The following is a 21,700-nucleotide window of genomic DNA, read 5'->3' as shown; positions in this document are numbered from 1 at the left end:
ACCGGTGCAACGTTCTACTGTCGTGGCCACTGTATTTCGTTTGGATATCGCGCCATGTTCATGTCTTCAAGCCTGTTGTCAGCCTTTGCGCTGTTCGCCTTCGTTTCCTCGATCACGCCCGGCCCCAATAACACGATGTTGTTGGCGTCCGGGGTGAACTTCGGTTTTATCCGTTCGATTCCCCATGCACTGGGCATCAGTATTGGCTTCATGTTGTTGGTGATCGCCGTGGGCCTTGGGCTCGGCGAAGTGTTCAAGGCGCTGCCTTGGGCCTATACCGTATTGCGTTATGTGGGGGCGGCGTATTTGCTGTACCTGGCCTGGAAGATTGCGACCTCCAGCGCGATGTCCGATGACACCGATGACAAGCGCAAACCCATGACCTTTCTCGGCGCAGCGGCGTTCCAGTGGGTCAACCCCAAGGCCTGGGTCATGGCGTTGGGCGCGATCACCACCTACACGCCTGCCGAGGGTTATGTCACCAACGTGCTGTTGATTGCAGCGGTGTTTGCCCTGGTGAACCTGCCCAGCGTTTGTGTATGGGCCGGGTGCGGCAGCGGCTTGCGCAATGTGCTGCGCGAGCCACGCTGGTTGAGGCTGTTCAATTGGTCCATGGCGGGGTTGTTGGTGCTGTCGTTGTATCCGATGTTTTTTGCCGGCTGAAGCACTGCCGAGCATAGCCACAGGCCGCCATTGACGCTTTTTGGCGGCTTATTGCATGCTCTCCGTTGTTTTCAGGCCTGCTACGGGACGTTGCGGCACGAAGCGATTGAACGGGAGGGTGGTTCGATGTATCGCTTCCAAACTTCCTTATCCGAGATGCCCGACCGTGCTCCCAATCCCTGGTCGTTATCAGATACACCTGCGTTTTTCGTTCCTCACGTTTACCCTCGCGATGGCATCTGCCGGCACAGCCGTTGCCGCTCCCCAGGTTGGCATTCGCGCTATTGAAACCACCTACCATCAACTGCTCCAGGCCCTGGACCAAAGCCGTGGCGCCCGACCGGACGACGCCACACGCCAGCGCATCATCGTTGCAGCACAGGCGTTTCAGGACGCGATGAAGCAGGACGGCGGCGCGCGGGAGAACCTGCGTACCGACGTAAAAAACATCGTCGTGTCCCTGAGTGACGGCAGCTACAGCGCCGATGGCAGCATCAATGCACTGCGCCGCGATGCCAAGGGCAGCGTGATCGACGCCGGTCCGTGGAAGCCAACGCTGGGCGGGGCGTTGATCGCAGAGCCGGTCGGCACCCACCTGAATCAGACCCGCGAAGGTGATTGCGTCGGCATTTCGGTAGTCAGGGCGTTCGCCAATACGCGCACGGGGGCGGCGATCCTGCACAAGGGCGTTACCAGGAACGCCGATGGCAGCTTCAATGTCAGCCTGCCGGGCGACCCCACCACGGTCTACCATTTACAGGCGGGCGACCTGGACCAATACGGCAAGGGCGATCCACCTGCCGCTGCAGTGGTTGGCGCGATGTTCCAGTACTTCAAGCTCGACCCGGCCAAGGGCGCATTGCCCACCAATAAAGTCATGGAACTGCTGGCGGGCCAATACGGCGATCACCAGCGCCTGGCCGATTCCGAAAACACACCCCAGGGCATCACCGACTTCCTGCTGAAAAACGCCAGTGCCGTGGGCAGCCAGGCGGCGGTGGTGTTCGGCGGCAAGCCGGCGCGCAATGGGGATTGGTCCAGAGGCGACGGGCACGCCTTTGCGATCATCCAGATCAACCCTGCGACGGGCATGCTGAGCTACACCAACCCGTGGAATGAAGGGGCACAGGTACGCACGATTGCGATCAGTGAACTGGCAAGGCAGTCGGCGGGAACGTCAGCGGACTTTGAGATGGTTACGTTTCGCTGAGTGCGCTGACGGTGAACCCTAGACCGGTGAGATGGTGGCAAGCAGACCAATCGCGATGGTCAGTGCAAGAAAACCGAACAGGAAAAATGCCATCTTAGCCATAAGGCCTCCGAAATGAACGGGCCGGCAGGACGTTTCCTGTCGGGCTCCACGGGCGTGTCGGGAGTGGGAGTATTGTCAGGGCTGGGCGAATTTCGATACAGGGGCAGATGCACAAGAAAAAAGCGTATCAGATGGCTCCAGGAGCCGCAGGAGCTGTAAAGCCGGGGAGGGCGATTTTCGGGTATCAGGGAATAAACAGCGGCTCAGTGGCGTTATGAAAGAGGGTGCGGGCCTATCCCGTTCATTTTTCCATTGAGGTAATCCCATGTTGGGTGTGACTGATTACGGCTCGTTTGTGCTCGCTTTTATCATCCTGTTGCTGATTCCGGGCCCGGGAAACCTGGCGCTGATTACGTCGACGGGCAAGGGCGGATTCCGCGCCGGTATGGCGGCGACCTTTGGCGTGATCCTCGGCGACCAGGTACTGATGTGGCTGGCGGTGGCCGGCGTGGCGGCGATTCTGCAGACCCACCCGGTAGCGTTTCACGCCGTGCAATGGCTGGGGGCGTCGTACCTGATGTGGCTGGGTGTGAGCTTGCTGTTCGCCAAGCCTGGCGCGGCACCGATCCTCGACATCAAGCCGCGGCACTACCTGCGCCAGGGCGCAACCATCGCGCTGCTCAACCCGAAAACCATCGTGTTCTACATGGCTTTTTTCCCGTTGTTCATTGACCCGGCGGCCAACCCTGGCCTTCAGACCTTCGCCTTGATGGGCGCCACGGTGGCGACGTTGACCTTGCTGTACGGCCTGATTGTGGTAACGCTGACCGGCTTTTTCGCGGCGAAACTGCGCGCCAATGCCAAGGTCTCCCAAGGGCTGCAAAAGTTGGCGGGCGTCTTCCTGATCGGCTTCGGGCTGAAACTGGCGGCCTTGCGGGCTGGTTGAGTTTGCTTAGGCAGAACGTGCCAGTTTTGGCTATTCTCACGCGGCGCTGGATAGCACCACGGAGTACCCGGGGAAGGTATAAGGGCGACTCACTGAAGCAATTTTCATCGGGGCGAGTAGGCAAATGGGCAAAACGTTGGCTGCGCTGTCGTTTTTGATGACCCTGGTTTGGGTTTCGGTGGTTATTGCGGTAATGACTTATTTTTCGTAGTACGCCTGGGGGCGAGTGCCGGAGGTGGCGAACCGGTGCGCCTCACCATTGCCCGCTACCGCCGACTAAATCTGTAGATCACTGATCTGGCGAGCTTTTTTTTTTTGCCGGGGTGCAGCTTGTTTGTTTGAAAAAGGCCGCCCCCGACCTTGCATCGAGGGGGCTGGATCTATATATTCCCTAGCCTGCTGCAACGCTCAACGGCTTTAGACGCTGCTTGGCACGCTGTATAGCGCTACCGCCCGAATGGCGAAACTGGTAGACGCATGGGACTTAAAATCCCCCGCTCGTAAGGGCGTGCCGGTTCGATTCCGGCTTCGGGCACCATCTAAAATCAAGGGTTTGCGGGCGAAAGCTGATGCAAGCCCTTGTTTGTTTTCGGTCCGCAATTCCAGCTGTTGCTCCGCAACTTACTTAGTTGGCGTGACCTTTTACCCTATCTGGATGCAGCCATCTGCGATATTTCAGTTGTGATTGTTCGCAGGACTGCTCCGCGCACTAACGGCTTTGCAGTTTCTGAAGATATGGCGAGCGATGTTCGGAAGGGGCGGCTAACTAAGTCTCAGGAACGTTCGCCTGTCAGCAAGACTTTTTGATCGCGCGCCCGTTATCGTGAAGGGTAGGGCTTCCCAAGATCCCATCGCGATTGCCAGTGCGCAATGTACTGGCGTGTCACCTCCGGCCTATCGCGAATGACTACAACATTCTCGGAGTTGGCCGTCTCGGCGGACTGGGCGAAATTGAAGGAGCCGGTTTCGACCGTGTTGCCGTCGACAATGATTGTCTTATCGTGGTGGAGGTGAAATTGGTCGTTGGTCCGCAACTCCACCCCGTTGCGGGTCACGAAGTCCATGGCGGCTTTACTCGTTTTACCCAGGTTGCGCTTCTTGTCGATCACCACCCGTACCTGCACACCTCGGGTCTTCGCGTCTACCAACGCTTGCATGATGTCGGGCGCCTGAAAGGCGTAAGCAAGCATCTGAATGCTGTGCCTGGCACCCTTAATCGTTTCCAGAACGAGTTTCCTGGCGGAGCCTTCCGGGGAAAAACCAACTTGAATAGTGGGTTCCCCATAAGAAAGACAGGGGGCGCCGAGCAGGGCCACCAGGGCTACGTGTCGCAATCTCATCATGCCGAAAGACCTTGCATTCTTGGGCAGGCCCCCCTTTGGACCTGCCACGTCTGAGATTACCTGAGGTGCCGCCCAAGGCAACGTGAATCCTTCAGTGCGGTGCGTACCGCGAAGGTAGTGATCAGCGTTGGGTGATTTGTGTTTGGCCTGCCTCAATAAACCTGAGGCACGATGAGTTCCGGTGGCGTCGGGCTGCGGGAATAGTCCTCCTGCCTGACGCGTTGCGGCAGTTCGATCACCGGTAGCTGCACTTCCTCATAAGGCATCTGCCCGAGCAGGTGATGGATGCAGTTGAGCCGGGCCTTCTTCTTGTCATCGGCCTGCACCACCCACCAGGGAGCTTCGGCGATGTGGGTGCGCTCCAGCATGATTTCCTTGGCCTTTGTGTAGGCTTCCCAGCGCCGGCGCGACTCCAGGTCCATCGGGCTGAGTTTCCACTGTTTGAGCGGGTCGTGAATGCGACTCAGAAAGCGCAGGTGTTGTTCCTGGTCGGAGATGGAGAACCAGTACTTGATCAGCTGGATACCGGAGCGGGCGAGCATGCGTTCGAACTCCGGGACGGTGCGAAAGAACTCCTCGTACTGATCTTCGTTGCAAAACCCCATGACTTGCTCGACGCCTGCACGGTTGTACCAGCTACGGTCGAACAGCACGATTTCACCGGCCGCCGGCAGGTGTGAGACGTAGCGCTGGAAGTACCACTGCGTCTGTTCGCGGTCGTTGGGGGCGGGCAGGGCGGCCACACGACAGACTCGGGGGTTGAGTCGTTGGGTAATTCGCTTGATGACACCGCCCTTGCCGGCTGCATCGCGCCCTTCAAACAGAATCACCACTTTGTGGCCCGTCTTGACCACCCAGCTTTGCAGCTTCACCAGTTCGCCTTGCAGGCGGAACAGTTCGCTGAAGTAGATCCGTCGCGCGGCCTTCTCGCTGCTTTCCTCAACGTGCTCATCGAACAGGGCATTCAGGTCATGCCCGTCTTCGGATAACTCCAGTTCCAGCTCTTCGTCACTGTGATCCAGCAGCTCACGGTGGATGCGTTGTATCAAGGCTTCTTCTGTTGAAAACATGGGAGGCGCTCGCGTCGGGAGGGGAGTGGCTGAGTGTTAGTCGCAACTTGTTACGAAGTAATTACATCGGAAAACCCGGCTATTGAGGTGGCAAATGGGGACAAAAGCGCGTCGCCACCCAATTTTCATAAAACTGTAACAACCCTATTGCAGAGTGCGGAGGCCAATTATCACAAGGAGTTTCCTTAATGAAGAGCTTGATGAAGTCCGCTGCACTCGCCGTTTCGGTATCTCTTTGTGCCAGCTCTATGGCTTTTGCTGCGGAAAGCGTTCGCCTGACCGGTTCCGGTGCGAGCTTCCCGGCGCCGATCTACCTGACCTGGCTCAAGGATTTCAGCAAGAAGACCCCAGGTGTCACGGTGGATTACCAATCCAAGGGCAGCGGCGCGGGTGTGCAGGACTTCCTGAATAAAACCGTCGATTTCGCTGCCAGCGACTCGGCCATGAAAGACGAAGATATCGCCAAGGTTGCCGAAGGCGTGCAGTTGCTGCCGATGACCGCGGGTGAAATCGTGCTGGCCTACAACCTGCCAGGCAACCCAAAAGGGCTGAAATTGCCACGGGACGTCTACTCCAACATCTTCCTGGGCAAGATCACCAAGTGGAACGATCCACAGATCGCCGCTGCCAACCCGGACCTGAAGCTGACCGATACGCCAATCACCGTGGTCGTGCGGGCAGACTCCAGCGGTACCACCGCGGTATTCACCAAGCACCTGGCAGCGATCAACCCGGAGTTCCAGAAGGCGCTGGGTGAAGGCAACACCGTCAACTGGCCAGCCAGTGACAAATTCATCAAATCGCCTAAAAACGACGGTGTGACCGCCACTGTGCGCCAGACCCCGGGCGCCATCGGCTACATCGAATACGGCTTCGCCAAGCTGGCCAAGGTTGACTTCGCCCAGCTGCAGAACAAGGCCGGTCATTACGTAGTGCCGACCGCTGAAAGCGGTGCCGAGGCACTGGCCGCGGTGAAAATGCCGGAAAACCTGGTGGCCTGGCTGCCGGACCCGGACGGCGCCAAGTCCTACCCGATCACTTCCTACACCTGGATGATCTTCCGCAAGGACAACGGTAACCCGGCCAAGGCCAAGGCCATGCGTGAAATGGTCGAATACAGCCTGACCGAGGGGCAGAAAATCGCCGACTCGATGGGTTACATCCCTCTGCCGCAATCGGTTGTCGAACAGGTTCGCAAAGCGTCCGCCAATATCCAGTAATGCGCGTGAGGTCTCTCCCGGTGTGTGCTGTCAGCCATGCCGGGAGCGTTTCCCCCCTGGTCCGGAATTAGCCAATGAACAAACCTTTCGTCGTACCGGTTAACCCGGATTCTGCCTGCCAGCCACCTTCGGCAAAGGATTTCCTGGTGGATCGCACGTTCCGTGCGCTTGCACGAATCGGGGTGGTACTGATTCTGGCATTGGTCGCCGCCTTGGTATTCGAGGTGGGACGCAAGGCCCTTCCCGGCATGGAAAAACACGGTTTTGACGTGATTTTTGGCAGTGTCTGGGACGTTAACCAAGGCAAGTACGGCATCCTGCCGGCCATTTGGGGCACGCTCTACAGCGCCCTGATCGCGCTGCTGATTGCAGGCTTTTTTGGCGTCAGCATGGCGATTTTCCTGACCCAGGATTTTCTGCCGGCAAAGCTGGCAGCCGTGTTTCGCACCATCGTCGAATTGCTCGCAGCCATCCCCAGCGTCGTCTACGGCCTGTGGGGCATCTATGTAGTGATCCCGGCGATTCGTCCACTGACGGCTTGGCTGAACAGCGAGCTGGGTTGGATACCTTTTTTCGGCACGTCCTTGAGTGGGCCTGGGTTACTCCCGGCCGCGCTGGTACTGGCCATCATGATTCTGCCGACGATTGCCGCCGTTTCCCAGGATGCTCTCACCAGCGTCCCGATGAAAACCAAGCAGGCTGCCTACGGCATGGGGACCACCCACTGGGAAGCCATTCTCAAAGTGATGGTGCCGTCCGCCGCCACCGGTATTTTCGGCTCCCTGGTTCTCGGCCTGGGCCGCGCACTGGGTGAAACCATGGCGCTGGCCATGTTGGTGGGCAACGCTAACAACATTTCGCTTTCCCTGTTTGCACCGGCCAACACGCTGGCCGCCTTGTTGGCGCTGAACTTCCCGGAAGCCGGGCCCAACGAGATTGAGGTGTTGATGTATGCCGCCCTGGTGCTGATGTTCATCACGCTGCTGGTGAACGTCATCGGTTCGATGATCATGCTCTACGCCCAGCGGGGTACCAAACAATGACTGACCTTACGTCCCCCCTCAGCGCGGTGCCCAGCCTGCAGCGCAAGTTTGAAGGTCGTGCCCTGCGCAGCCTGGTGCTGACCACGCTGGTGTGGCTTGGCGCACTGGTGGCCAGCGTGCCACTGATTTCCGTGCTCTACATGCTGATCACCCGTGGCGGCGCACGCCTGAGCCTGGAGGTGTTCACCGAACTGCCACCGACGGGCTTCGAGACGGGTGGCGGTTTCGGCAACGCCATGGCCGGCACCTTTGTGATGGTCGGTATCGGTGCCGCCATTGCGGTTCCGGTCGGCATCATGGCCGCCATCTTCCTGGCTGAGCTGGGGCCGGACAGCAAATTGGCGAACGCCTCGCGCTTTGCCGCCAAAATGCTCACCGGCCTGCCTTCCATCCTGGCCGGGGTGTTTGCCTACGCCCTGGTGGTGATGACCACCGGCACCTACTCGGCGCCAGCAGGTGGCGTGGCCCTGGCGGTACTGATGCTGCCCATCGTGGTGCTGACGGCTGAAGAGTCGATGCGCATGGTGCCCAAGATCATGAAGGACGCCGCCTACGGCATGGGTTGCACCCGCTCGCAGGTCATCTGGAAAATCATCCTGCCCACCGGCATGCCGGCGATCCTCACGGGCGTCATGCTCGCCGTGGCACGTGCTGCCGGTGAAACCGCGCCATTGCTGTTTACCGCGCTGTTCAGCAACTACTGGATCTTCCACGACGGCAGCCTGGAGGTCATGAACCCGACGGCATCCCTTGCCGTGCTGATCTACAACTTCTCCGGCATGCCTTTCGACAACCAGCTCGAGCTCGCATGGGCGGCCTCGCTGGTATTGGTGATGATCGTGTTGGTCGTGAATATCGTGAGCCGGATTTTCGGCAAGCCCAAGTATTGAGAACGGGAGCACCTGAATTTTGAACGTATCAACTGCGCAAATAGCCGCTCCGTTTGTCACCCAGGAACCTGTGGTCATGGACTGCAAGCTGGACCGGATTTTCTACGGCAACTTCATGGCGGTGCGTGACAGCCATGTGCCGATCGAGAAAAACAAGATCACCGGTTTCATCGGGCCTTCCGGCTGCGGCAAGAGTACGGTGCTGCGCAGCCTCAACCGCATGAACGACCTGGTGAAGGGCTTTCGCTTCGAGGGCCACGTGCATTTCCTCGGGCAGGACGTGTATGGCAAGGGTGTAGACCCGGTGGTCGTCCGCCGCTACATCGGCATGGTGTTCCAGCAGCCAAACCCGTTTTCGATGAGCATCTTCGACAACGTCGCCTTCGGCCTGCGCCTCAACCGCTACAAGGGCGACCTGGGCGACCGCGTCAAGCACGCCTTGCAAGGCGCTGCGCTGTGGGACGAGGTCAAGGACAAGCTCAAGGTCAGCGGCCTGTCGCTCTCCGGTGGCCAGCAGCAGCGGCTGTGTATTGCCCGCGCCATTGCCACCGAGCCGGAAGTGTTGTTGCTGGATGAGCCCTGTTCCGCACTCGACCCGATCGCGACCCGCCGGGTCGAAGAGCTGATGATCGAGTTGAAGAAGGACTACACGATCGCCCTGGTGACCCACAACATGCAGCAGGCCATTCGTGTGGCTGACACCACCGCGTTTTTCTCGGTGGACATCTCCCAGGGCACACGCACCGGGTACCTGGTTGAAATGGGCCCGACCACCCAGATCTTCGGCAGCCCGCGTGAACAAATGACCGAGGATTACATCAGCGGCAAGTTCAGCTGACCGGCCCCTTTACCGTTTCCCAGGATTGCCAATGTCTGCTCCACGTCGCCTTGATTTAGCTGCGATTGAACGCGCACTGCGTGAGGTACAGCGCCGCTTTGCCGAGCTCAGCCGGCACTTTACCGAGCCGCGCGACCCCTTTACCGACGAAGTGCTGCTCAACGTGCTTGAGGGCTATGCGCTGATTGACGATTATGTCGCACGGGGTGTCGACCTGTTTGACCTTCAGCACCTGGACCTGATGCTGGAAATCAATGCCACCGTGCTCTGCGGCACGGATCCGGCACGTCGCCAGGAGTACAGTCATCACCTGGAGGCGACCGAGCAGCACTTTTTCAACAACGTTGAAGGCGGCATCAAGGACTTGTACAACTGGTACTGCGCGTATCGCAGTGAATCCGTCTGGAAGCGCGCAGCCGGTGTCTATGTACGAATCCTCAGCAAGCCGCAATTGTTCATCGAAGGCAACAACCGCAGCGGGTCGCTGATCGTCAGCTATTTGCTCATGCGCGCAGGTTTGCCGCCGTTCGTGTTGACGCTTGAAAATGCCGAGGGCTACTTCAATCCCTCCTCGGTGATACGCAACTCTGCCAAACATGGAGTCAAGGCGTTGTATGAATTGCCCAAGATCAAGAAAAAATACGCCGCCTTCCTGGAGGAACAGGCTCCTGATCCCGAGGTGTTTTTCTTAAGCGACGCACCGCAGACCCTCTACCAGGGAGGCCATTAATGAGCGGGTATCCAACGCTTGCCAGCAAATGCCGGACCTCCGGCAAGAGCGTCTTGCAAGCCGTCCGGCAGGTCATGCCCATGCGCGTGCTCAAGCGCCCGCGCATCCGTATCTCGTTTGATATCGATGAGACGCTGGCCTGCCAACTCCATCATTCTGCCGTCGAGCCAAGCTGGCTGCCGGACTGTGTTCACCGCTGGCTGGGTGAGCCGTTGCGTATTGGCACACGTTCCCTGACCCGCGAGCTGCGCCGCCAGGGCTGCAGTATCTGGGTCTACACATCGTCCGGTCGAGAGCCGTCCTACATCAGGCGCTGGTTGATGCTCTACGGCATTCGCGTCGACGGGGTGGTTAACAGTGTGCTGCATAACCGCGCCCTGACTGTGCGCGGGCTGTCGAACACGCCCTCGAAATTCCCGCCGGCCTTTGATATCGACTTGCATGTCGATGATTCCGAGGGTGTGCAGCTTGAAGGTCATGATCACGGCTTTCGGGTGGTGGTCGTGAATCCGGAGGATGAGCACTGGGCGCAGAGGGTTCTGGATGCGGTCGCTGTGGTTCAGGCCCAACTGGCTGGTCAGCAACGGCTCAGACGTCCCCTCGCCGTACCACCGCGAGCAGAAGCCCTTTCTCCGGCTGCCTGAAGACACATACCTTTTCGGCAGCAGGATTCGGGGGGCGGTTGACCCTGACTGAGGGTGGGCCCGGCCTGGTGCCGGGCGTGCGCAGCTTGATTGCGTTGCGGCTGTTAATCGCCACTTCCCATGTTATTGCCGGCGACGATCTCCGTCTGAACGACCGGGTTCGGCTTCGCCTCAGGCCTGGATTCTACAAAAGTTGCCTTTACCCTTTTAGAGACGAGCATGTAAGGAATCCATATGGCGGCGGACACTAATCCCCGCATAAATTCTTTTACGGTGTTGACGTCGAATGTGGGTTGACCAGGCATGATAAGTGAGACAAACCAGGCGTCCAAAGGGATGAAAATAACGGCGGCGGTGAGTGTGGCTATATAAATTTTTGGGAATAAGTAGTGCTTTGAGAAAAACAGATAGGCCAGATACAGATACGTCAAGGTCAGCAGGGAGTTGAAGACCGCTTCAAAAATCAACAGCGCGCCCCAGAACGGATTGTAAAACGTTGTTCCAGGGGTTGTGACACTGTCAAATGTGCCGTTTGTGAAAATGGAGTAGTACAACGGGATGAAGAGATAGGCCAGGCGGAAAACGCTAAAGATCAAGCCGATTCCAACTAATATCAGCCAGCCACTCAATCCTTTTAAATCTGTATTGTTTTGCATGTTCATTCCGTAAACAGTTGAGTTACTGACGAGGGGTAGATCACCCGCGGCGCACGACTCTTCGCGCGGAAGATGACGTTCGTTTAGCTTCCAGCAAATGGAGTGGGTGATAAGTCGGCATACTATATCGGATTGACCCGGCATGCCCATCGAGCAATACCTGCCTCCCGCACCAGCCCGGTATCTGCACGCAAATGCCCGGTCCTTATCACCTCTGCACACGCCGCTCGTTGATCCAGGCGAATCAAAGAATTGCGGTCATTCCCGGCTGAGCGGAGACATGGCCGGCGACTTTCCGGATAATCACCGCCGCCCCGGGCATTACCGCGGTTAACGCGTTAAAGTATTGCGCTAAAGCGCCGATGAACCAGGATCTATACCGCAATTGGATATTTGAGATGATCACTAACGTCAGCAGTCTCGCTTCAGTACCCACCAGCCCAACCCCAGCCGGCGTTAGCGACAGCTCCAAGACGGATGACCCTGGCGCCTTGAGCGTAAGCCCGGGCGCAGAGGCCAAGAGTGCGCCGGCTGCAGGTGGCGGCCAGGCGGCATCGACGTCGCAGGAGTCCGACACCGTCAAGGAACTGAAAAAGCAGATTGCGGAGCTGCAAAAGCAGCTTCAAGAGCAGCAGCAAAACATGCAGAAGGCTCAGGCCAGCAATCAAAGCGCCGACGCCAAAGCTGCAGCCGTGGCAGCCGCCCAGACGCAGATTGCCGCCACGGCAGCAGCGTTGCAGTCGGCGTCTTCGGCGTTGTTGCAAGCGGTCACTTCCGAGGGTGGAAGCAGTACCGGTTCAATCGTCAGTACCACCGCCTGAGACGCAGCATAGCGTCGGCTGATTAGCCTCACTTAGTACACCAGAACGTCAACGGAACTGCGTTTATGAAATACAGCTGGATCGCACTTGTCTTACTGCTTTGTGCCTGCACAAGCGGGCCCAACCACCAGGAACAAAGGGCAGAGCAGCGCTTATGGGAATATCAGTTGCTCACCCACCTCAACCGGTTCAAGTCCTACCCTGAAGAAGCTCGCCTGCAAGGGCTGACCGGTCTGGTCAGAGTGGCCTTTGTCGTCGACGCCAAAGGCAACCTGATACGCCACAAAATCGTCAGCCATACCGGCTCGGAGGTGTTCGTGGGGGCAGTGGAGGCATTTATTCCGGCGGCATCGCCAGTGCCTGCGCCTCCACCCTCAATGCTGCTCAAAGGCGAAATTGAAGTGGTGGCCCCGTTTGTATTCTGCCTGGAGCAGACATGCAGCGGTATGCCGCCACGCAGCTCCAGCAATAACGTCATCGCTCGCTAGGGGCAAATCCCGGGCAAAGAAAAGCCCGCGATGGGGAGCGCGGGCTTAAAGGTTTTCACCAGGAGCTGAGGTGACCATAGGCGCCCGACTGTGAAAGAGTTGTGAAAGGGCGCCAGCGTTGCACTGAATTCAGTAAGCGCCCGCAGCCGCCTTTGCGCCGCTGACGATGGCGATCCCGGAACTGCTGCCCAAGCGGGTGGCGCCGGCTTCGATCATCGCCTGGGCCGTCGCCAGGTCGCGCACGCCGCCTGAAGCCTTCACGCCGATCTGCCCACCCACCACGCCGCGCATCAGGCGCACATCCGCCAACGTCGCTCCGCCATGGCCAAAGCCGGTGGAGGTCTTGACGAATGCCACGTTCAGCTCGCGGCAGACGGTGCAGGCTTCGGTCTTCTGTTGGTCATCAAGCAACCCGGTTTCGAGGATGACTTTCAGCGGCACCGCGCCGCAGGCCGCCAGTACCTGGGCAATATCGTCGCGAACCTGATCCAGCAGGCCGTCCTTCAGCCAGCCGATGTTCAGCACCATGTCGATCTCGCCGGCACCGGCCTCGATCGCAAGCTTTGCTTCATACGCCTTGGCTGCACTCAAGCCTGCACCCAGCGGGAAACCCACCACCGCACACACCAGCGGGGCAGCGTCGCGCAGGCATTCAGCGGCCAGCGGCACGTTCGCACTGTTGACGCACACGGACTTGAAGCCATGCTCGCGAGCCTCGTTGCACAGTTGGCGAATGCTCGCCTGGGAGGCATCGGCGGCCAGCAGGGTGTGGTCGATATAGGCCGCGAGCGGCAACGGATCAGTCGGCATGGCAAGTGTCCTGTCAGGATGAGGTGCTGGGAAAAGCCGGTTTGTGTTAAGTTGGATGCATTAAATGTGAAATAAATAACATTGTAAATGGAATTTGTGACTGCCCTGATCAAGGGCGCGCATTCAACGAGGGCTGGAACGCAGTGGATTCAAAGAAAAGCGAAAGATTTCGGGCCATGCACAAGGCCTTGCAGGGCGAGTCGGCGGTTCACCTGCGGGACATGGCCGCATTGCTGGGTGTATCGGAGATGACCCTGCGCCGCGACCTGGCAGACAGCCCGCAGGGCCTGCGTTTGCTGGGCGGTCACGTCACCCGTAGCGGGCCGCCGGAGCCCGACTACCAGGTGGCCGAACAGGATCAGCGCCACGTCGCCGAGAAGCGTCAGATCGGCGCACTGGCCGCCAGCCTGGTAAGGCCCGGCGACACGGTGTTTATCGATTGCGGCACCACCACGCCGTTCATAATCGAGGCGTTGCCGGATGACCTGGAGTTCACCGCGCTGTGCAATTCCCTCAACGTATTGCTCAAGCTCCAGCAAAAGCCCCACTGCACCATCATCCTCTGCGGCGGCACCTTTCACCGGCGCAACATGGTCTTCGAAAGCCATGCCGAGGCGGGCATCCTGGACGGCATTCGCGTGGCCTGGGCCTTTATTTCCGCAGCGGGCGTGAGCGCGGCCCACGGCGTGACCTGCTACAACCTCAATGAAGTGGAGGTCAAGCGCCGGGTCATGGCACGGGCACAAACCTGCGTGCTGGTGGCCGACCACAGCAAGTTCGACGAGGTACGCGCCGCGCACTTTGCCGAGCTGTCGGACTTCCAGCGGGTAATCAGTGACCCCGGCCTTCAGGCGGCACAGCAGCAGGTGATCAAGGACAGCGGGGCGATCCTGCTGATCTGATTCAAATGGCATTGTGATTTTTATTTCATTTGTTTGGAATTTAACAAATTAGCCTTGACACCCTCGGGAGCAAGGCATAGTTTTTCAAATGTGATCGCGGTTCACATTTGTGAGCATGGCCTCGCTGAAGGCCATGCCCGACTCCTGACAACAATAAAAAATAGGAATCACCATGCTCCAGATAGCCCGTAAACCTGTTCATGTGCTGGCCCTTGCACTGGCTGTCGCGGCCTCGGCGCTGGCGCTGAATGCCCAGGCCAAGGATCTGAAGATCGGTTTCAGCCAGGTCACCCTGCAATCTCCCTTCTATGTACAGCTGCGCGATGGCGCCAAGGCCGCCGCGGCCAAGGGCGGCGACGAGCTGATCTTCCTCGATGCCAACGGCGATATCAGCAAGCAGAACAACGACATCCAGGACCTGCTGACCCGCAAGGTCGACATCCTCATCATCAACGCCGTGAACCCCGACGCCGTGGGCGCCGCCCTCGACGCTGCCAAGCGCGCCAAGGTGCCGGTGATTGCCGTCGACCGCGCAATCAATGCCCCGGTGGCTACCACCATCGGCCGCAACAATGCCGAGATGGGCGAGCTGTCCGGCAAAGCCTTGCTCGCCGCCCTCAAGCAGCGCGGCGTGACCAAGGGCAAGATCATCGAGATCCAGGGCGATGCCGGCGGCACGGTGATGAAAGAACGCCGCAAGGGCTTCCACACCGCCCTGGCCGGCACCGACTTCAAGATCATCGACGGCCCTTACAGCGAGTACATGCGCGCCAACGCCGTCACGGCGATGCAGGATTTGCTGCAAGCGCACCCCGACCTCAAGGCCGTGATCGCGCATAACGACGACATGGCCATGGGCGCGCTGCAAGTGCTCACCGAAAGCGGCAAGAAAGACGTGCTGGTGGCCGGGATCGACGGCTTGTCCGAAGCCTTGAATGCCATCCAGAGCGGCGATCAATACGTGGCCACCGCCCTCAACGACCCGCGCTACCTGGGCGAGGTCGCCATTGAAGCCGCGCGGGCCCTGGCCGCCGGCAAATCGGTGCCGAACTTTGTCGACGCCGGCACCCAGGTGGTGACCAAGGCCAACGTGGCCGAGGTCAAGCATGACTCTACCTTCGGCGAATACCGCCCCGGCGCGCTCTGACGGATCTGCGCCGCCACCTTATGGATTTTTGCGGGCACCTCTTGCGAGAGGTGCCTGTTCGAACGCACTCGTCACTCAACAGAGGAATTCACTGTGAAAGCTGCCGTCATGTACCAACCGGGCGATATCCGGGTCGAAGAGGTTCCAAAACCGGCGGTCAAGGCCGGCCATGCGCTGGTCCGGGTCGCAGCCTGCGGCGTGTGCGGCTCGGATATCCCGCGCATGCTGAGCAAGGGCGCCCACGTGATGCCGCTGATTTGCGGCCATGAATTCGCAGGCTTCATCGAAGAGATCGGCAGCGGCGTCGAAGGCTACGTCATCGGCGAGCTGGTGACCGTGCCGCCGATGATCCCGGACGTCAGCAGCGACCAATATGCCCGTGGCTTTCCGTCCCGTTCGGAGCGCTACGATTACTTCGGCAGCCGCCGCGACGGCGCGTATGCCGAGTACGTCAACGTGCCGCTGAGCAACCTGATCAAGGTGCCCCAAGGCATGGACCCGATTGCCGCGTCCCTGGTAGACCCGGCGGCGATTGCCCTGCATGCGATCTGGAAAGCCGACTTCAAGGCCGGGCAGAGCGGGGCGGTGGTGGGCTGCGGGCCGATCGGCCTGTTTGCGATTCAATGGCTGCGGATCATGGGCGCCAAGGACATCGTCGCCATCGACATCGCCGAAGAAAAACTCGCCATGGCCCGCCAGGCCGGCGCCACCCACACCCTGCTCAGCGGCGCGGCGGATGCCGAGCTGCCGCGTTGCCAACTGGTGATTGAAGCCGCAGGCCACCCCAGCTCCATCAACCAGGCCGTGCAACTGACCAAGGCCGGCGGGCACGTGGTGTTTATCGGCATTCCCACCAGCGACGTGGCCCTGAGCACCGCGACGTTCTCGCATTTCCTGCGCCAGGAAATCTCCCTGCACGGCGCCTGGAACTCGTTCTCGGCACCGTTCCCGGGTGACGAGTGGACGGCTTCCATCGACAAACTGGCTTCCGGTGAATTGCAGTGGCAGTTCATGATTACCCACGACTTGCCGCTGGATGAGTTGCCGGCGATGTTCAAGCGGTATGCCGATCGCAGTGAAGTGGCGGCCAAGGTGATTTTCCGTCCCTGAGCCATGCCGTTTGCTGTGTGTCGCCAAGCCCGACAGCGCGGAGCGTTGCCGGGCTTAAAACAAAAAGCGTCGTCGTAAAAAGACGCAGGAGGACTACCGATGACCTTGTTGTTGGGACTGGATTTCGGAACAGGTGGGGTGCGGGCCGGTTTGTATGACCTGTACAGCCACAAACTGGTGCACGTCGCCGAGGCGCCGTATGCCACGCAATACCCGCAGTTGGGCTGGGCCGAACAGGCGCCGGCGGATTGGTGGTCGGCATTGGGCAAAGCCTGCCGGCAGTTGATGGCCCAGGCCGGGCACCCGCAGGTGGCGGCAGTGTGCGTCGCCACCACAGCCTCCACCGTGGTGGTCGCCCAGGCGGACGGCCAACCCCTGGCCCCGGCACTGTTATGGATGGATTGCCGCGCCGCAGCCGAGTCGGCGCGCACCGCCCATGTCAGCCACCCGATGATGAACCAGGGCGGTGACGCCGTGGAGTGGCTGGTGCCCAAGGCCATGTGGCTGGCCGAGCACGAGCCCCAGGTGTACCAGCGCGCCGAGCGCATCTGCGAGGCGGTGGACTGGATCAACTTCCAGCTGACCGGGCGCTGGGTCGCCTCCCAATTGAATGCCAGCTGCAAGTGGAACTACGACACGCTTCAGCAGCGTTTTCCGGTGGAACTGTACGCCGAACTGGGCGTGCCGGAACTGGCGCAAAAACTCCCTCAGGAAGTGATCAAGGTTGGCGGCCGCATTGGCCCGTTGAGCGCCGATGCCGCCAACCATCTGGGTCTGGGCCGCGACACCCTGGTGGCCCAGGGTGGCATCGATGCCCACATGGCAATGCTCAGTGCCGGCACCACCGGCGCCGGCGAGCTGTTATTCATCGGCGGTACGTCGGTGGTGCAACTGATGCACACCCCGCAGCGCATTGACGTGCCGGGCATCTGGGGACCGTACCCCGGTGCTTTGCTCGACGGTCAATGGTTGATGGAAGGCGGGCAAGTCTCCGCCGGTTCGATCCTCAACTGGCTGGCGCAAAAGATGTTCGGCCTCGACGATGCCGGGCACCAACGCCTGATCCGCCAGGCGGCGCAGCTGCAGCCTGGCTCCACCGGTTTGCTGGTGCTCGATTACTGGATGGGCAACCGCACGCCGTACCGTTCGCCGGACATGCGCGGGGCGATCATGGGCCTCTCGCTGAACCATGACCGGCATGACCTGTACCGCGCCTCGGTGGAAGCGATTGCCCTGGGCTCGGCGAACATCTTTCATACCTGGCGCTCCGAAGGCATCGAGATCACCCGTGTGGTCGCGGCAGGCGGCTTCCAGAAAAACCCGTTGTGGTTGCAGGCCACGGTAGACGCCACCGGTGTGCCGTTCGAAATGGTGCCCCACGACAACCTCACCCTGATCGGCACCGCAGCAGCGGCGGCTTGCGCCTTGGGCGAGTTCGGCAACTTGCAGGAGGCCGCCACCGACTTCACCACCATCGGCCGGCTGATCGAGCCCGACCCTTACGCCCACGAGCAATACATCGAGCTGCTGGGCCGCTACCGCGCCGCCACCGACAGCGTCGCGCCCATCAGTTGCAAGCCGCCGGCGAACCGCACGCTCGGCGTAAGGCCGGCAGCATGAGCGCCCATCCTGAAGAATCATTTGCCACGCGGTTGTCGGCGGATTCCCAGCGCGACGACCTGATGGTCCAGGTGGCCAAGCTGTATTACGACCTGGAGAAGACCCAAAGCGATATTTCCCGGGAAACCGGCCTGACCCGCTGGCAGGTCAGCCGCCTGCTGCGCGAGGCGCGGGATTGCGGGGTGGTGCGCATCGATATCGTCGCCCGCTCGGCCCGCCTGCCGCAGCTGGAAGTGGCGTTGCAACGGCGCTTCGGCTTGCGTGAAGCGCTGGTGCTGGATGTAGAGGACGCCGACACCGCGCTGAACGTGGTGACCCAGGCCGCCGCCCGTTACCTGTGCAATTTGCAGCCGATGCCGGCACTGATCGGCGTGTCGTGGGGCCGCACCCTGACCAAAATGGCCCAGTGGCTGGTGCCGCGCTGGAACGAGGGCGTCAATGTGGTGCTGCTGAACGGCGCGATCAATACGCGCTCGATGGGGGAGCCCAGCCATAACGTTGCCGAGCGCTTCGCCCAGGCGGCTCGTGGCCAGGCCACGTTGCTGCCGGTGCCGGCGATCCTGGGGCATGCCCACACCCGCGAAGCGCTGGAGCAAGACCCGGTGATCGCCCAGGTCTTGCGCCTCGGCCAACAGGCGCCGGTGGCGTGTTTCAGCCTGGGGGAGTTGTCTGATCATTCGGTGCTGATGGAGTCGGGTTACATCGACCGCCCGCTGCTCGAAGCGCTGGAGCGCCTGGGCGCCGTCGGCGACATCATGGGCCGTTTTATCGGCATGGATGGCGAGCCGGTGATGCCCGAACTCGACGCCCGCACCCTGGGCCTGCCGTTGGCCGCGTTGCGCGACAAGGCCTGGTCCATTGCCGTGTGCGTCGGCGCGCAGAAGCACCGCATCGTCCACGCCAGCGTCAAGGCCGGCTACGTCAATGTGCTGGCCACCGACGCGGCGACCGCCCGTTATTTGCTGGAGCAGGATCATGAGTGAGTTGGCCCTGGATATCCGTCATGTCAGCAAGCGTTTTCCGCCCAATGTGGTGGCGCTGACTGACGCGTCCCTCGACGTTCGGCCGGGGGAGGTGCATTGCCTGCTGGGTGCCAATGGCGCGGGCAAAAGTACCTTGTTGAAAATCGTCGCCGGCGCTCATCGCCCGGATGGCGGCGAGATGTCGGTGGCCGGGCAGCGTGTGGAGTTGAAGAACCCGCAACAGGCGCGCCAGGCCGGGATCGCGATGATTTATCAGGAACTCGACCTGATCCCGCAGATGACCGTCGAAGAAAACCTGATGCTCGGCTACGCGCCCCAACGCTTCGGGATTATTTCCCGGGGCAAGCGCAGTGCCTTGGCCAAGGCCGCGCTGTTGCGGGTTGGGGCGAATTTTTCGAGTACCGACCGGGTGGGCAGCCTGTCGATTGCCAATCAGCAATTGGCGGCCATTGCCCGGGCACTGACTTGTGAGGCGCGACTGGTGGTGATGGACGAGCCTTCGGCGGCGCTGAATGAGACCGAACTCAAGCGGGTGTTCCAGGTGATCCGCGAGATCACGGCGGCCGGGGTGGCGGTGCTGTATGTCAGCCACCGCCTGAATGAAATCCGCGAGATCGGCGACCGGGTCACGGTGCTGCGCGCCGGGCGAACCCTGCAAACCCATGAGCTGGCGCAGATCGATGACCAGGCGCTGATTGCTGCCGTGGTCGGCGAACACCGCGACCTGCTGGAGCGCAGCCCGCGCCAGGCGCCCCGGGAAAACCTCGCGCTGAACATTCGCCGCTTGCGGGGCGAGCAGGGCCTGGACGTGCAAGGACTGGAAGTGCGCCAGGGCGAAATCGTCGGGCTTGCCGGGCTGAACGGAGCGGGGCGCAGCACCTTGCTCAAGGCCTTGTTTGGCGTGGGCCGCAACGACAGCGATGTCGAGCTGTTCGGCCAACCCTATCACCCGCAAACCTCACGCCAGGCCATCCGCCAGGGTGTCGGGCTGGTACCGGAAAACCGCAAGACCGAAGGCCTGCTGCTGGACGCGCCGATCTACCGCAACGCGTGCCTGGTGCACACCCGACACCTGAACTGGTTTTCCCATCGCCAGGCCAAGGACCGCGCCGGCCCGGTGCTGCAACGCTTACAGACCAAGCTCGACAACCTCGAGCAGCCGGTGCGCCAGCTCTCCGGCGGCAATCAACAGAAAGTGGTCATGGCCAAGTGGGTGATCGACGGCGCGCGCCTGTTGCTGCTGGACGAGCCCAGCCGCGGCCTGGATGTCGGCGCCAAGGCCGACCTCTACGCCCTGGCCCGCAGCCTGGCGCAGGAAGGGGCGGCGGTGCTGGTGGCCAGCAGCGAGCTGGATGAGTTGTACGTCAATTGCGACCGTATCTGGGTGATGCACGAGGGGCGCAATGCGCTGTGTTTCGACCCCTTGAGTGCCAGCCGCGACCAGATCGACCAGGCCATCCTTATCGGTAAAACGAGTGTAGAACCATGACTATTGCGAGCAATCCAAGCCCGGTTTTCGATAAGCCTGTCGCCCTCGCCAGCCGCCGTCGCAGTGCGGTGCTGGAATGGGTGATGCGCTACAACTTCGTGTTCATTTTCCTGTTTGCCGTGGTGGTGGCGACGCTCCTGTCGGATGACTTCCTGACCTTCGGCAACATCGCCAACCTGTTCCAGCAGGGGGCGATTGTCGGGATCATCGCCATCGGCATGACCTTCGTCATCCTCACGGCCAATATCGATCTTTCAGTGGGCAGCCTGTGTGCCTTCGGCGGGATTCTGGTGGCCGTGCTCCTGCAACAGCAGGTCAGCGGTTGGCTGGCGGTGCCGGCCACGTTGCTGGTGGGCCTGGCCATCGGCACCTTGATGGGCAGCCTGACGGTGTTTGGCAAAGTGCCGAGTTTTATCATCACCCTCGCCGGGTTGGTCTCGCTGCGCGGGGCTACGTTCCTGGCGTCCGATGGAGCGCCGATTGGCGGGTTGCCGTCCAGCTTTACGGCGTTCGGCTCGGCGATGATCGACATCTTGCCCAGCGCGGGTATCGCGTTCCCGGTGCTGGGGCTGATCTTTATCCTGATCACCGTCATCGCCTGGCTGGTGCTGCGCTACACGGTGTTTGGCGAGTATGTGCTCGCCACCGGCGGCAACCTGGAGGCTGCGCGGCTGTCCGGGGTGCCGGTGCGTGCGGTGACGATTGCGGTGTTCGCCATCTGCGGCGGCCTGGCGGCGTTTGCCGGCTTGTTGATGACCTCACGCCTGCACGTCGGCCAACCGACCGCTGCCCAAGGCCTGGAACTGGATGCGATTGCCGCCGTGGTGCTGGGCGGCACCAGCCTGTTCGGCGGGCGCGGCAGTGTGGTGGGCACGGCGGTGGCGGTGATGCTGCTGCAGGTGCTGCGCAATATCTTCAACCTGCTGGGGCTGGGCTCGTTCTATCAGATGGCGATCACCGGGGTGATCATCGTGCTGGCGATCTTGCTCAACCGCTTGATCGACCATTACGCCGGCCGTACTTGAGGGCACCTTG

General features: G+C 60.7%; 22 protein-coding genes and 1 tRNA gene. 19 read left to right on the top strand and 4 right to left on the bottom strand.

Translation table 11 applies throughout. The features are described from left to right. Positions 1-54 precede the first annotated feature (54 nt). From MUM_RS0115965 to MUM_RS0115945, 4 genes are all read left to right on the top strand, one after another. Complete coding sequence (locus tag MUM_RS0115965) at positions 55-663, top strand: LysE family translocator (RefSeq protein ID WP_010171515.1); 609 nt, start codon at positions 55-57, stop codon at positions 661-663. A 166-nt stretch (positions 664-829) separates the two neighbouring features. Further along, positions 830-1,873, top strand: coding sequence for a hypothetical protein (locus tag MUM_RS0115960; protein WP_238535540.1), 1,044 nt, complete (start codon positions 830-832; stop codon positions 1,871-1,873). A 367-nt stretch (positions 1,874-2,240) separates the two neighbouring features. Next, positions 2,241-2,861: a LysE family transporter gene (locus MUM_RS0115950; protein WP_010171510.1), complete on the top strand. Its 621-nt coding sequence runs from the start codon at positions 2,241-2,243 to the stop codon at positions 2,859-2,861. A 451-nt stretch (positions 2,862-3,312) separates the two neighbouring features. Further along, a tRNA-Leu gene (locus MUM_RS0115945) sits at positions 3,313-3,399 on the top strand. A 280-nt stretch (positions 3,400-3,679) separates the two neighbouring features. Here MUM_RS0115945 and MUM_RS0115940 read toward each other — a convergent pair. Both MUM_RS0115940 and ppk2 read right to left on the bottom strand, forming a co-directional pair. Beyond that, positions 3,680-4,204, bottom strand: a complete 525-nt coding sequence (locus MUM_RS0115940; RefSeq protein WP_010171508.1) for a phospholipase D family nuclease — start codon at positions 4,202-4,204, stop codon at positions 3,680-3,682. Between the two features lie 152 nt (positions 4,205-4,356). Continuing rightward, positions 4,357-5,274, bottom strand: coding sequence for a polyphosphate kinase 2 (gene ppk2 / locus MUM_RS0115935; RefSeq protein WP_010171505.1), 918 nt, complete (start codon positions 5,272-5,274; stop codon positions 4,357-4,359). 188 nt (positions 5,275-5,462) lie between these two features. On the opposite strand from ppk2, the gene pstS reads away from it, so the two are divergent. From pstS to MUM_RS0115905, 6 genes are all read left to right on the top strand, one after another. Next, positions 5,463-6,494 (top strand): phosphate ABC transporter substrate-binding protein PstS, encoded by a 1,032-nt coding sequence (gene pstS / locus MUM_RS0115930; protein WP_029615931.1) that lies wholly within the window; start codon positions 5,463-5,465, stop codon positions 6,492-6,494. Positions 6,495-6,568: 74 nt separating this feature from the next. Continuing rightward, the gene (gene pstC, locus MUM_RS0115925; RefSeq protein ID WP_010171502.1) at positions 6,569-7,537 is read left to right on the top strand and encodes a phosphate ABC transporter permease subunit PstC; all 969 of its coding nucleotides are present in this window, start codon (positions 6,569-6,571) and stop codon (positions 7,535-7,537) included. Continuing rightward, positions 7,534-8,427, top strand: a complete 894-nt coding sequence (gene pstA, locus MUM_RS0115920) for a phosphate ABC transporter permease PstA (protein WP_010171499.1) — start codon at positions 7,534-7,536, stop codon at positions 8,425-8,427. Before pstC ends, pstA begins: the two co-directional genes overlap by 4 nt. 76 nt (positions 8,428-8,503) lie before the next feature. Continuing rightward, positions 8,504-9,265 (top strand): phosphate ABC transporter ATP-binding protein PstB, encoded by a 762-nt coding sequence (gene pstB, locus MUM_RS0115915; protein WP_010171496.1) that lies wholly within the window; start codon positions 8,504-8,506, stop codon positions 9,263-9,265. Between the two features lie 31 nt (positions 9,266-9,296). Then, complete coding sequence (locus MUM_RS0115910) at positions 9,297-9,995, top strand: hypothetical protein (protein WP_010171494.1); 699 nt, start codon at positions 9,297-9,299, stop codon at positions 9,993-9,995. Next, the gene (locus MUM_RS0115905; RefSeq protein WP_010171492.1) at positions 9,995-10,639 is read left to right on the top strand and encodes a hypothetical protein; all 645 of its coding nucleotides are present in this window, start codon (positions 9,995-9,997) and stop codon (positions 10,637-10,639) included. The genes MUM_RS0115910 and MUM_RS0115905 overlap by 1 nt, the downstream gene beginning before the upstream one ends. Positions 10,640-10,743: 104 nt before the next feature. Here the strand turns inward: MUM_RS0115905 and MUM_RS0115900 are convergent, their stop codons facing one another. Beyond that, positions 10,744-11,295, bottom strand: a complete 552-nt coding sequence (locus tag MUM_RS0115900; RefSeq protein ID WP_010171490.1) for a DUF2569 domain-containing protein — start codon at positions 11,293-11,295, stop codon at positions 10,744-10,746. A gap of 398 nt (positions 11,296-11,693) precedes the next feature. On the opposite strand from MUM_RS0115900, the gene MUM_RS0115895 reads away from it, so the two are divergent. Continuing rightward, positions 11,694-12,116, top strand: a complete 423-nt coding sequence (locus MUM_RS0115895; protein ID WP_029615929.1) for a hypothetical protein — start codon at positions 11,694-11,696, stop codon at positions 12,114-12,116. A gap of 65 nt (positions 12,117-12,181) precedes the next feature. Beyond that, positions 12,182-12,604, top strand: coding sequence for a TonB family protein (locus tag MUM_RS0115890; RefSeq protein WP_010171484.1), 423 nt, complete (start codon positions 12,182-12,184; stop codon positions 12,602-12,604). Between the two features lie 129 nt (positions 12,605-12,733). On the opposite strand, the gene deoC is transcribed toward MUM_RS0115890, so the two are convergent. Further along, on the bottom strand, positions 12,734-13,414 hold the full coding sequence (deoC, locus tag MUM_RS0115885) for a deoxyribose-phosphate aldolase (RefSeq protein WP_010171482.1): 681 nt from the start codon (positions 13,412-13,414) through the stop codon (positions 12,734-12,736). A 143-nt stretch (positions 13,415-13,557) separates the two neighbouring features. Here deoC and deoR point away from each other — a divergent pair, with 143 nt between their 5' ends. The 7 genes from deoR to MUM_RS0115850 all read left to right on the top strand — a co-directional run bounded on the left by deoR (position 13,558) and on the right by MUM_RS0115850 (position 21,690). Then, positions 13,558-14,316 (top strand): DNA-binding transcriptional repressor DeoR, encoded by a 759-nt coding sequence (deoR, locus tag MUM_RS0115880; RefSeq protein ID WP_010171480.1) that lies wholly within the window; start codon positions 13,558-13,560, stop codon positions 14,314-14,316. A 172-nt stretch (positions 14,317-14,488) separates the two neighbouring features. Then, on the top strand, positions 14,489-15,463 hold the full coding sequence (locus MUM_RS0115875) for a substrate-binding domain-containing protein (protein ID WP_003207745.1): 975 nt from the start codon (positions 14,489-14,491) through the stop codon (positions 15,461-15,463). A gap of 93 nt (positions 15,464-15,556) precedes the next feature. Beyond that, positions 15,557-16,573, top strand: coding sequence for a galactitol-1-phosphate 5-dehydrogenase (locus MUM_RS0115870; protein ID WP_029615928.1), 1,017 nt, complete (start codon positions 15,557-15,559; stop codon positions 16,571-16,573). A gap of 99 nt (positions 16,574-16,672) precedes the next feature. Next, positions 16,673-18,193, top strand: coding sequence for an FGGY-family carbohydrate kinase (locus MUM_RS0115865; RefSeq protein WP_010171475.1), 1,521 nt, complete (start codon positions 16,673-16,675; stop codon positions 18,191-18,193). Further along, on the top strand, positions 18,190-19,176 hold the full coding sequence (locus tag MUM_RS0115860; protein WP_010171473.1) for a sugar-binding transcriptional regulator: 987 nt from the start codon (positions 18,190-18,192) through the stop codon (positions 19,174-19,176). Before MUM_RS0115865 ends, MUM_RS0115860 begins: the two co-directional genes overlap by 4 nt. Beyond that, positions 19,169-20,665, top strand: a complete 1,497-nt coding sequence (locus MUM_RS0115855; RefSeq protein ID WP_010171472.1) for a sugar ABC transporter ATP-binding protein — start codon at positions 19,169-19,171, stop codon at positions 20,663-20,665. Before MUM_RS0115860 ends, MUM_RS0115855 begins: the two co-directional genes overlap by 8 nt. After that, entirely contained in the window at positions 20,662-21,690 is a 1,029-nt protein-coding gene (locus MUM_RS0115850) for an ABC transporter permease (protein ID WP_010171470.1), read from the top strand. Before MUM_RS0115855 ends, MUM_RS0115850 begins: the two co-directional genes overlap by 4 nt. Positions 21,691-21,700 lie beyond the last annotated feature (10 nt).

Source organism: Pseudomonas sp. PAMC 25886, assembly GCF_000242655.1.
Lineage (GTDB): Bacteria > Pseudomonadota > Gammaproteobacteria > Pseudomonadales > Pseudomonadaceae > Aquipseudomonas.
This window is presented reverse-complemented; position numbering and strand designations above follow the sequence as displayed.

Coding starts and splice junctions, on each gene's coding strand:
- MUM_RS0115905 (WP_010171492.1), top strand. CDS start 9,995: ATGAGCGGGTATCCAACGCTTGCCAGCAAATGCCGGACCTCCGGCAAG.
- MUM_RS0115910 (WP_010171494.1), top strand. CDS start 9,297: ATGTCTGCTCCACGTCGCCTTGATTTAGCTGCGATTGAACGCGCACTG.
- MUM_RS0115890 (WP_010171484.1), top strand. CDS start 12,182: ATGAAATACAGCTGGATCGCACTTGTCTTACTGCTTTGTGCCTGCACA.
- MUM_RS0115875 (WP_003207745.1), top strand. CDS start 14,489: ATGCTCCAGATAGCCCGTAAACCTGTTCATGTGCTGGCCCTTGCACTG.
- MUM_RS0115865 (WP_010171475.1), top strand. CDS start 16,673: ATGACCTTGTTGTTGGGACTGGATTTCGGAACAGGTGGGGTGCGGGCC.
- MUM_RS0115950 (WP_010171510.1), top strand. CDS start 2,241: ATGTTGGGTGTGACTGATTACGGCTCGTTTGTGCTCGCTTTTATCATC.
- pstC (WP_010171502.1), top strand. CDS start 6,569: ATGAACAAACCTTTCGTCGTACCGGTTAACCCGGATTCTGCCTGCCAG.
- MUM_RS0115855 (WP_010171472.1), top strand. CDS start 19,169: ATGAGTGAGTTGGCCCTGGATATCCGTCATGTCAGCAAGCGTTTTCCG.
- MUM_RS0115965 (WP_010171515.1), top strand. CDS start 55: ATGTTCATGTCTTCAAGCCTGTTGTCAGCCTTTGCGCTGTTCGCCTTC.
- MUM_RS0115940 (WP_010171508.1), bottom strand. CDS start 4,204: ATGATGAGATTGCGACACGTAGCCCTGGTGGCCCTGCTCGGCGCCCCC.
- MUM_RS0115860 (WP_010171473.1), top strand. CDS start 18,190: ATGAGCGCCCATCCTGAAGAATCATTTGCCACGCGGTTGTCGGCGGAT.
- pstS (WP_029615931.1), top strand. CDS start 5,463: ATGAAGAGCTTGATGAAGTCCGCTGCACTCGCCGTTTCGGTATCTCTT.
- pstA (WP_010171499.1), top strand. CDS start 7,534: ATGACTGACCTTACGTCCCCCCTCAGCGCGGTGCCCAGCCTGCAGCGC.
- MUM_RS0115900 (WP_010171490.1), bottom strand. CDS start 11,295: ATGCAAAACAATACAGATTTAAAAGGATTGAGTGGCTGGCTGATATTA.
- pstB (WP_010171496.1), top strand. CDS start 8,504: ATGGACTGCAAGCTGGACCGGATTTTCTACGGCAACTTCATGGCGGTG.
- ppk2 (WP_010171505.1), bottom strand. CDS start 5,274: ATGTTTTCAACAGAAGAAGCCTTGATACAACGCATCCACCGTGAGCTG.
- deoC (WP_010171482.1), bottom strand. CDS start 13,414: ATGCCGACTGATCCGTTGCCGCTCGCGGCCTATATCGACCACACCCTG.
- MUM_RS0115850 (WP_010171470.1), top strand. CDS start 20,662: ATGACTATTGCGAGCAATCCAAGCCCGGTTTTCGATAAGCCTGTCGCC.
- MUM_RS0115895 (WP_029615929.1), top strand. CDS start 11,694: ATGATCACTAACGTCAGCAGTCTCGCTTCAGTACCCACCAGCCCAACC.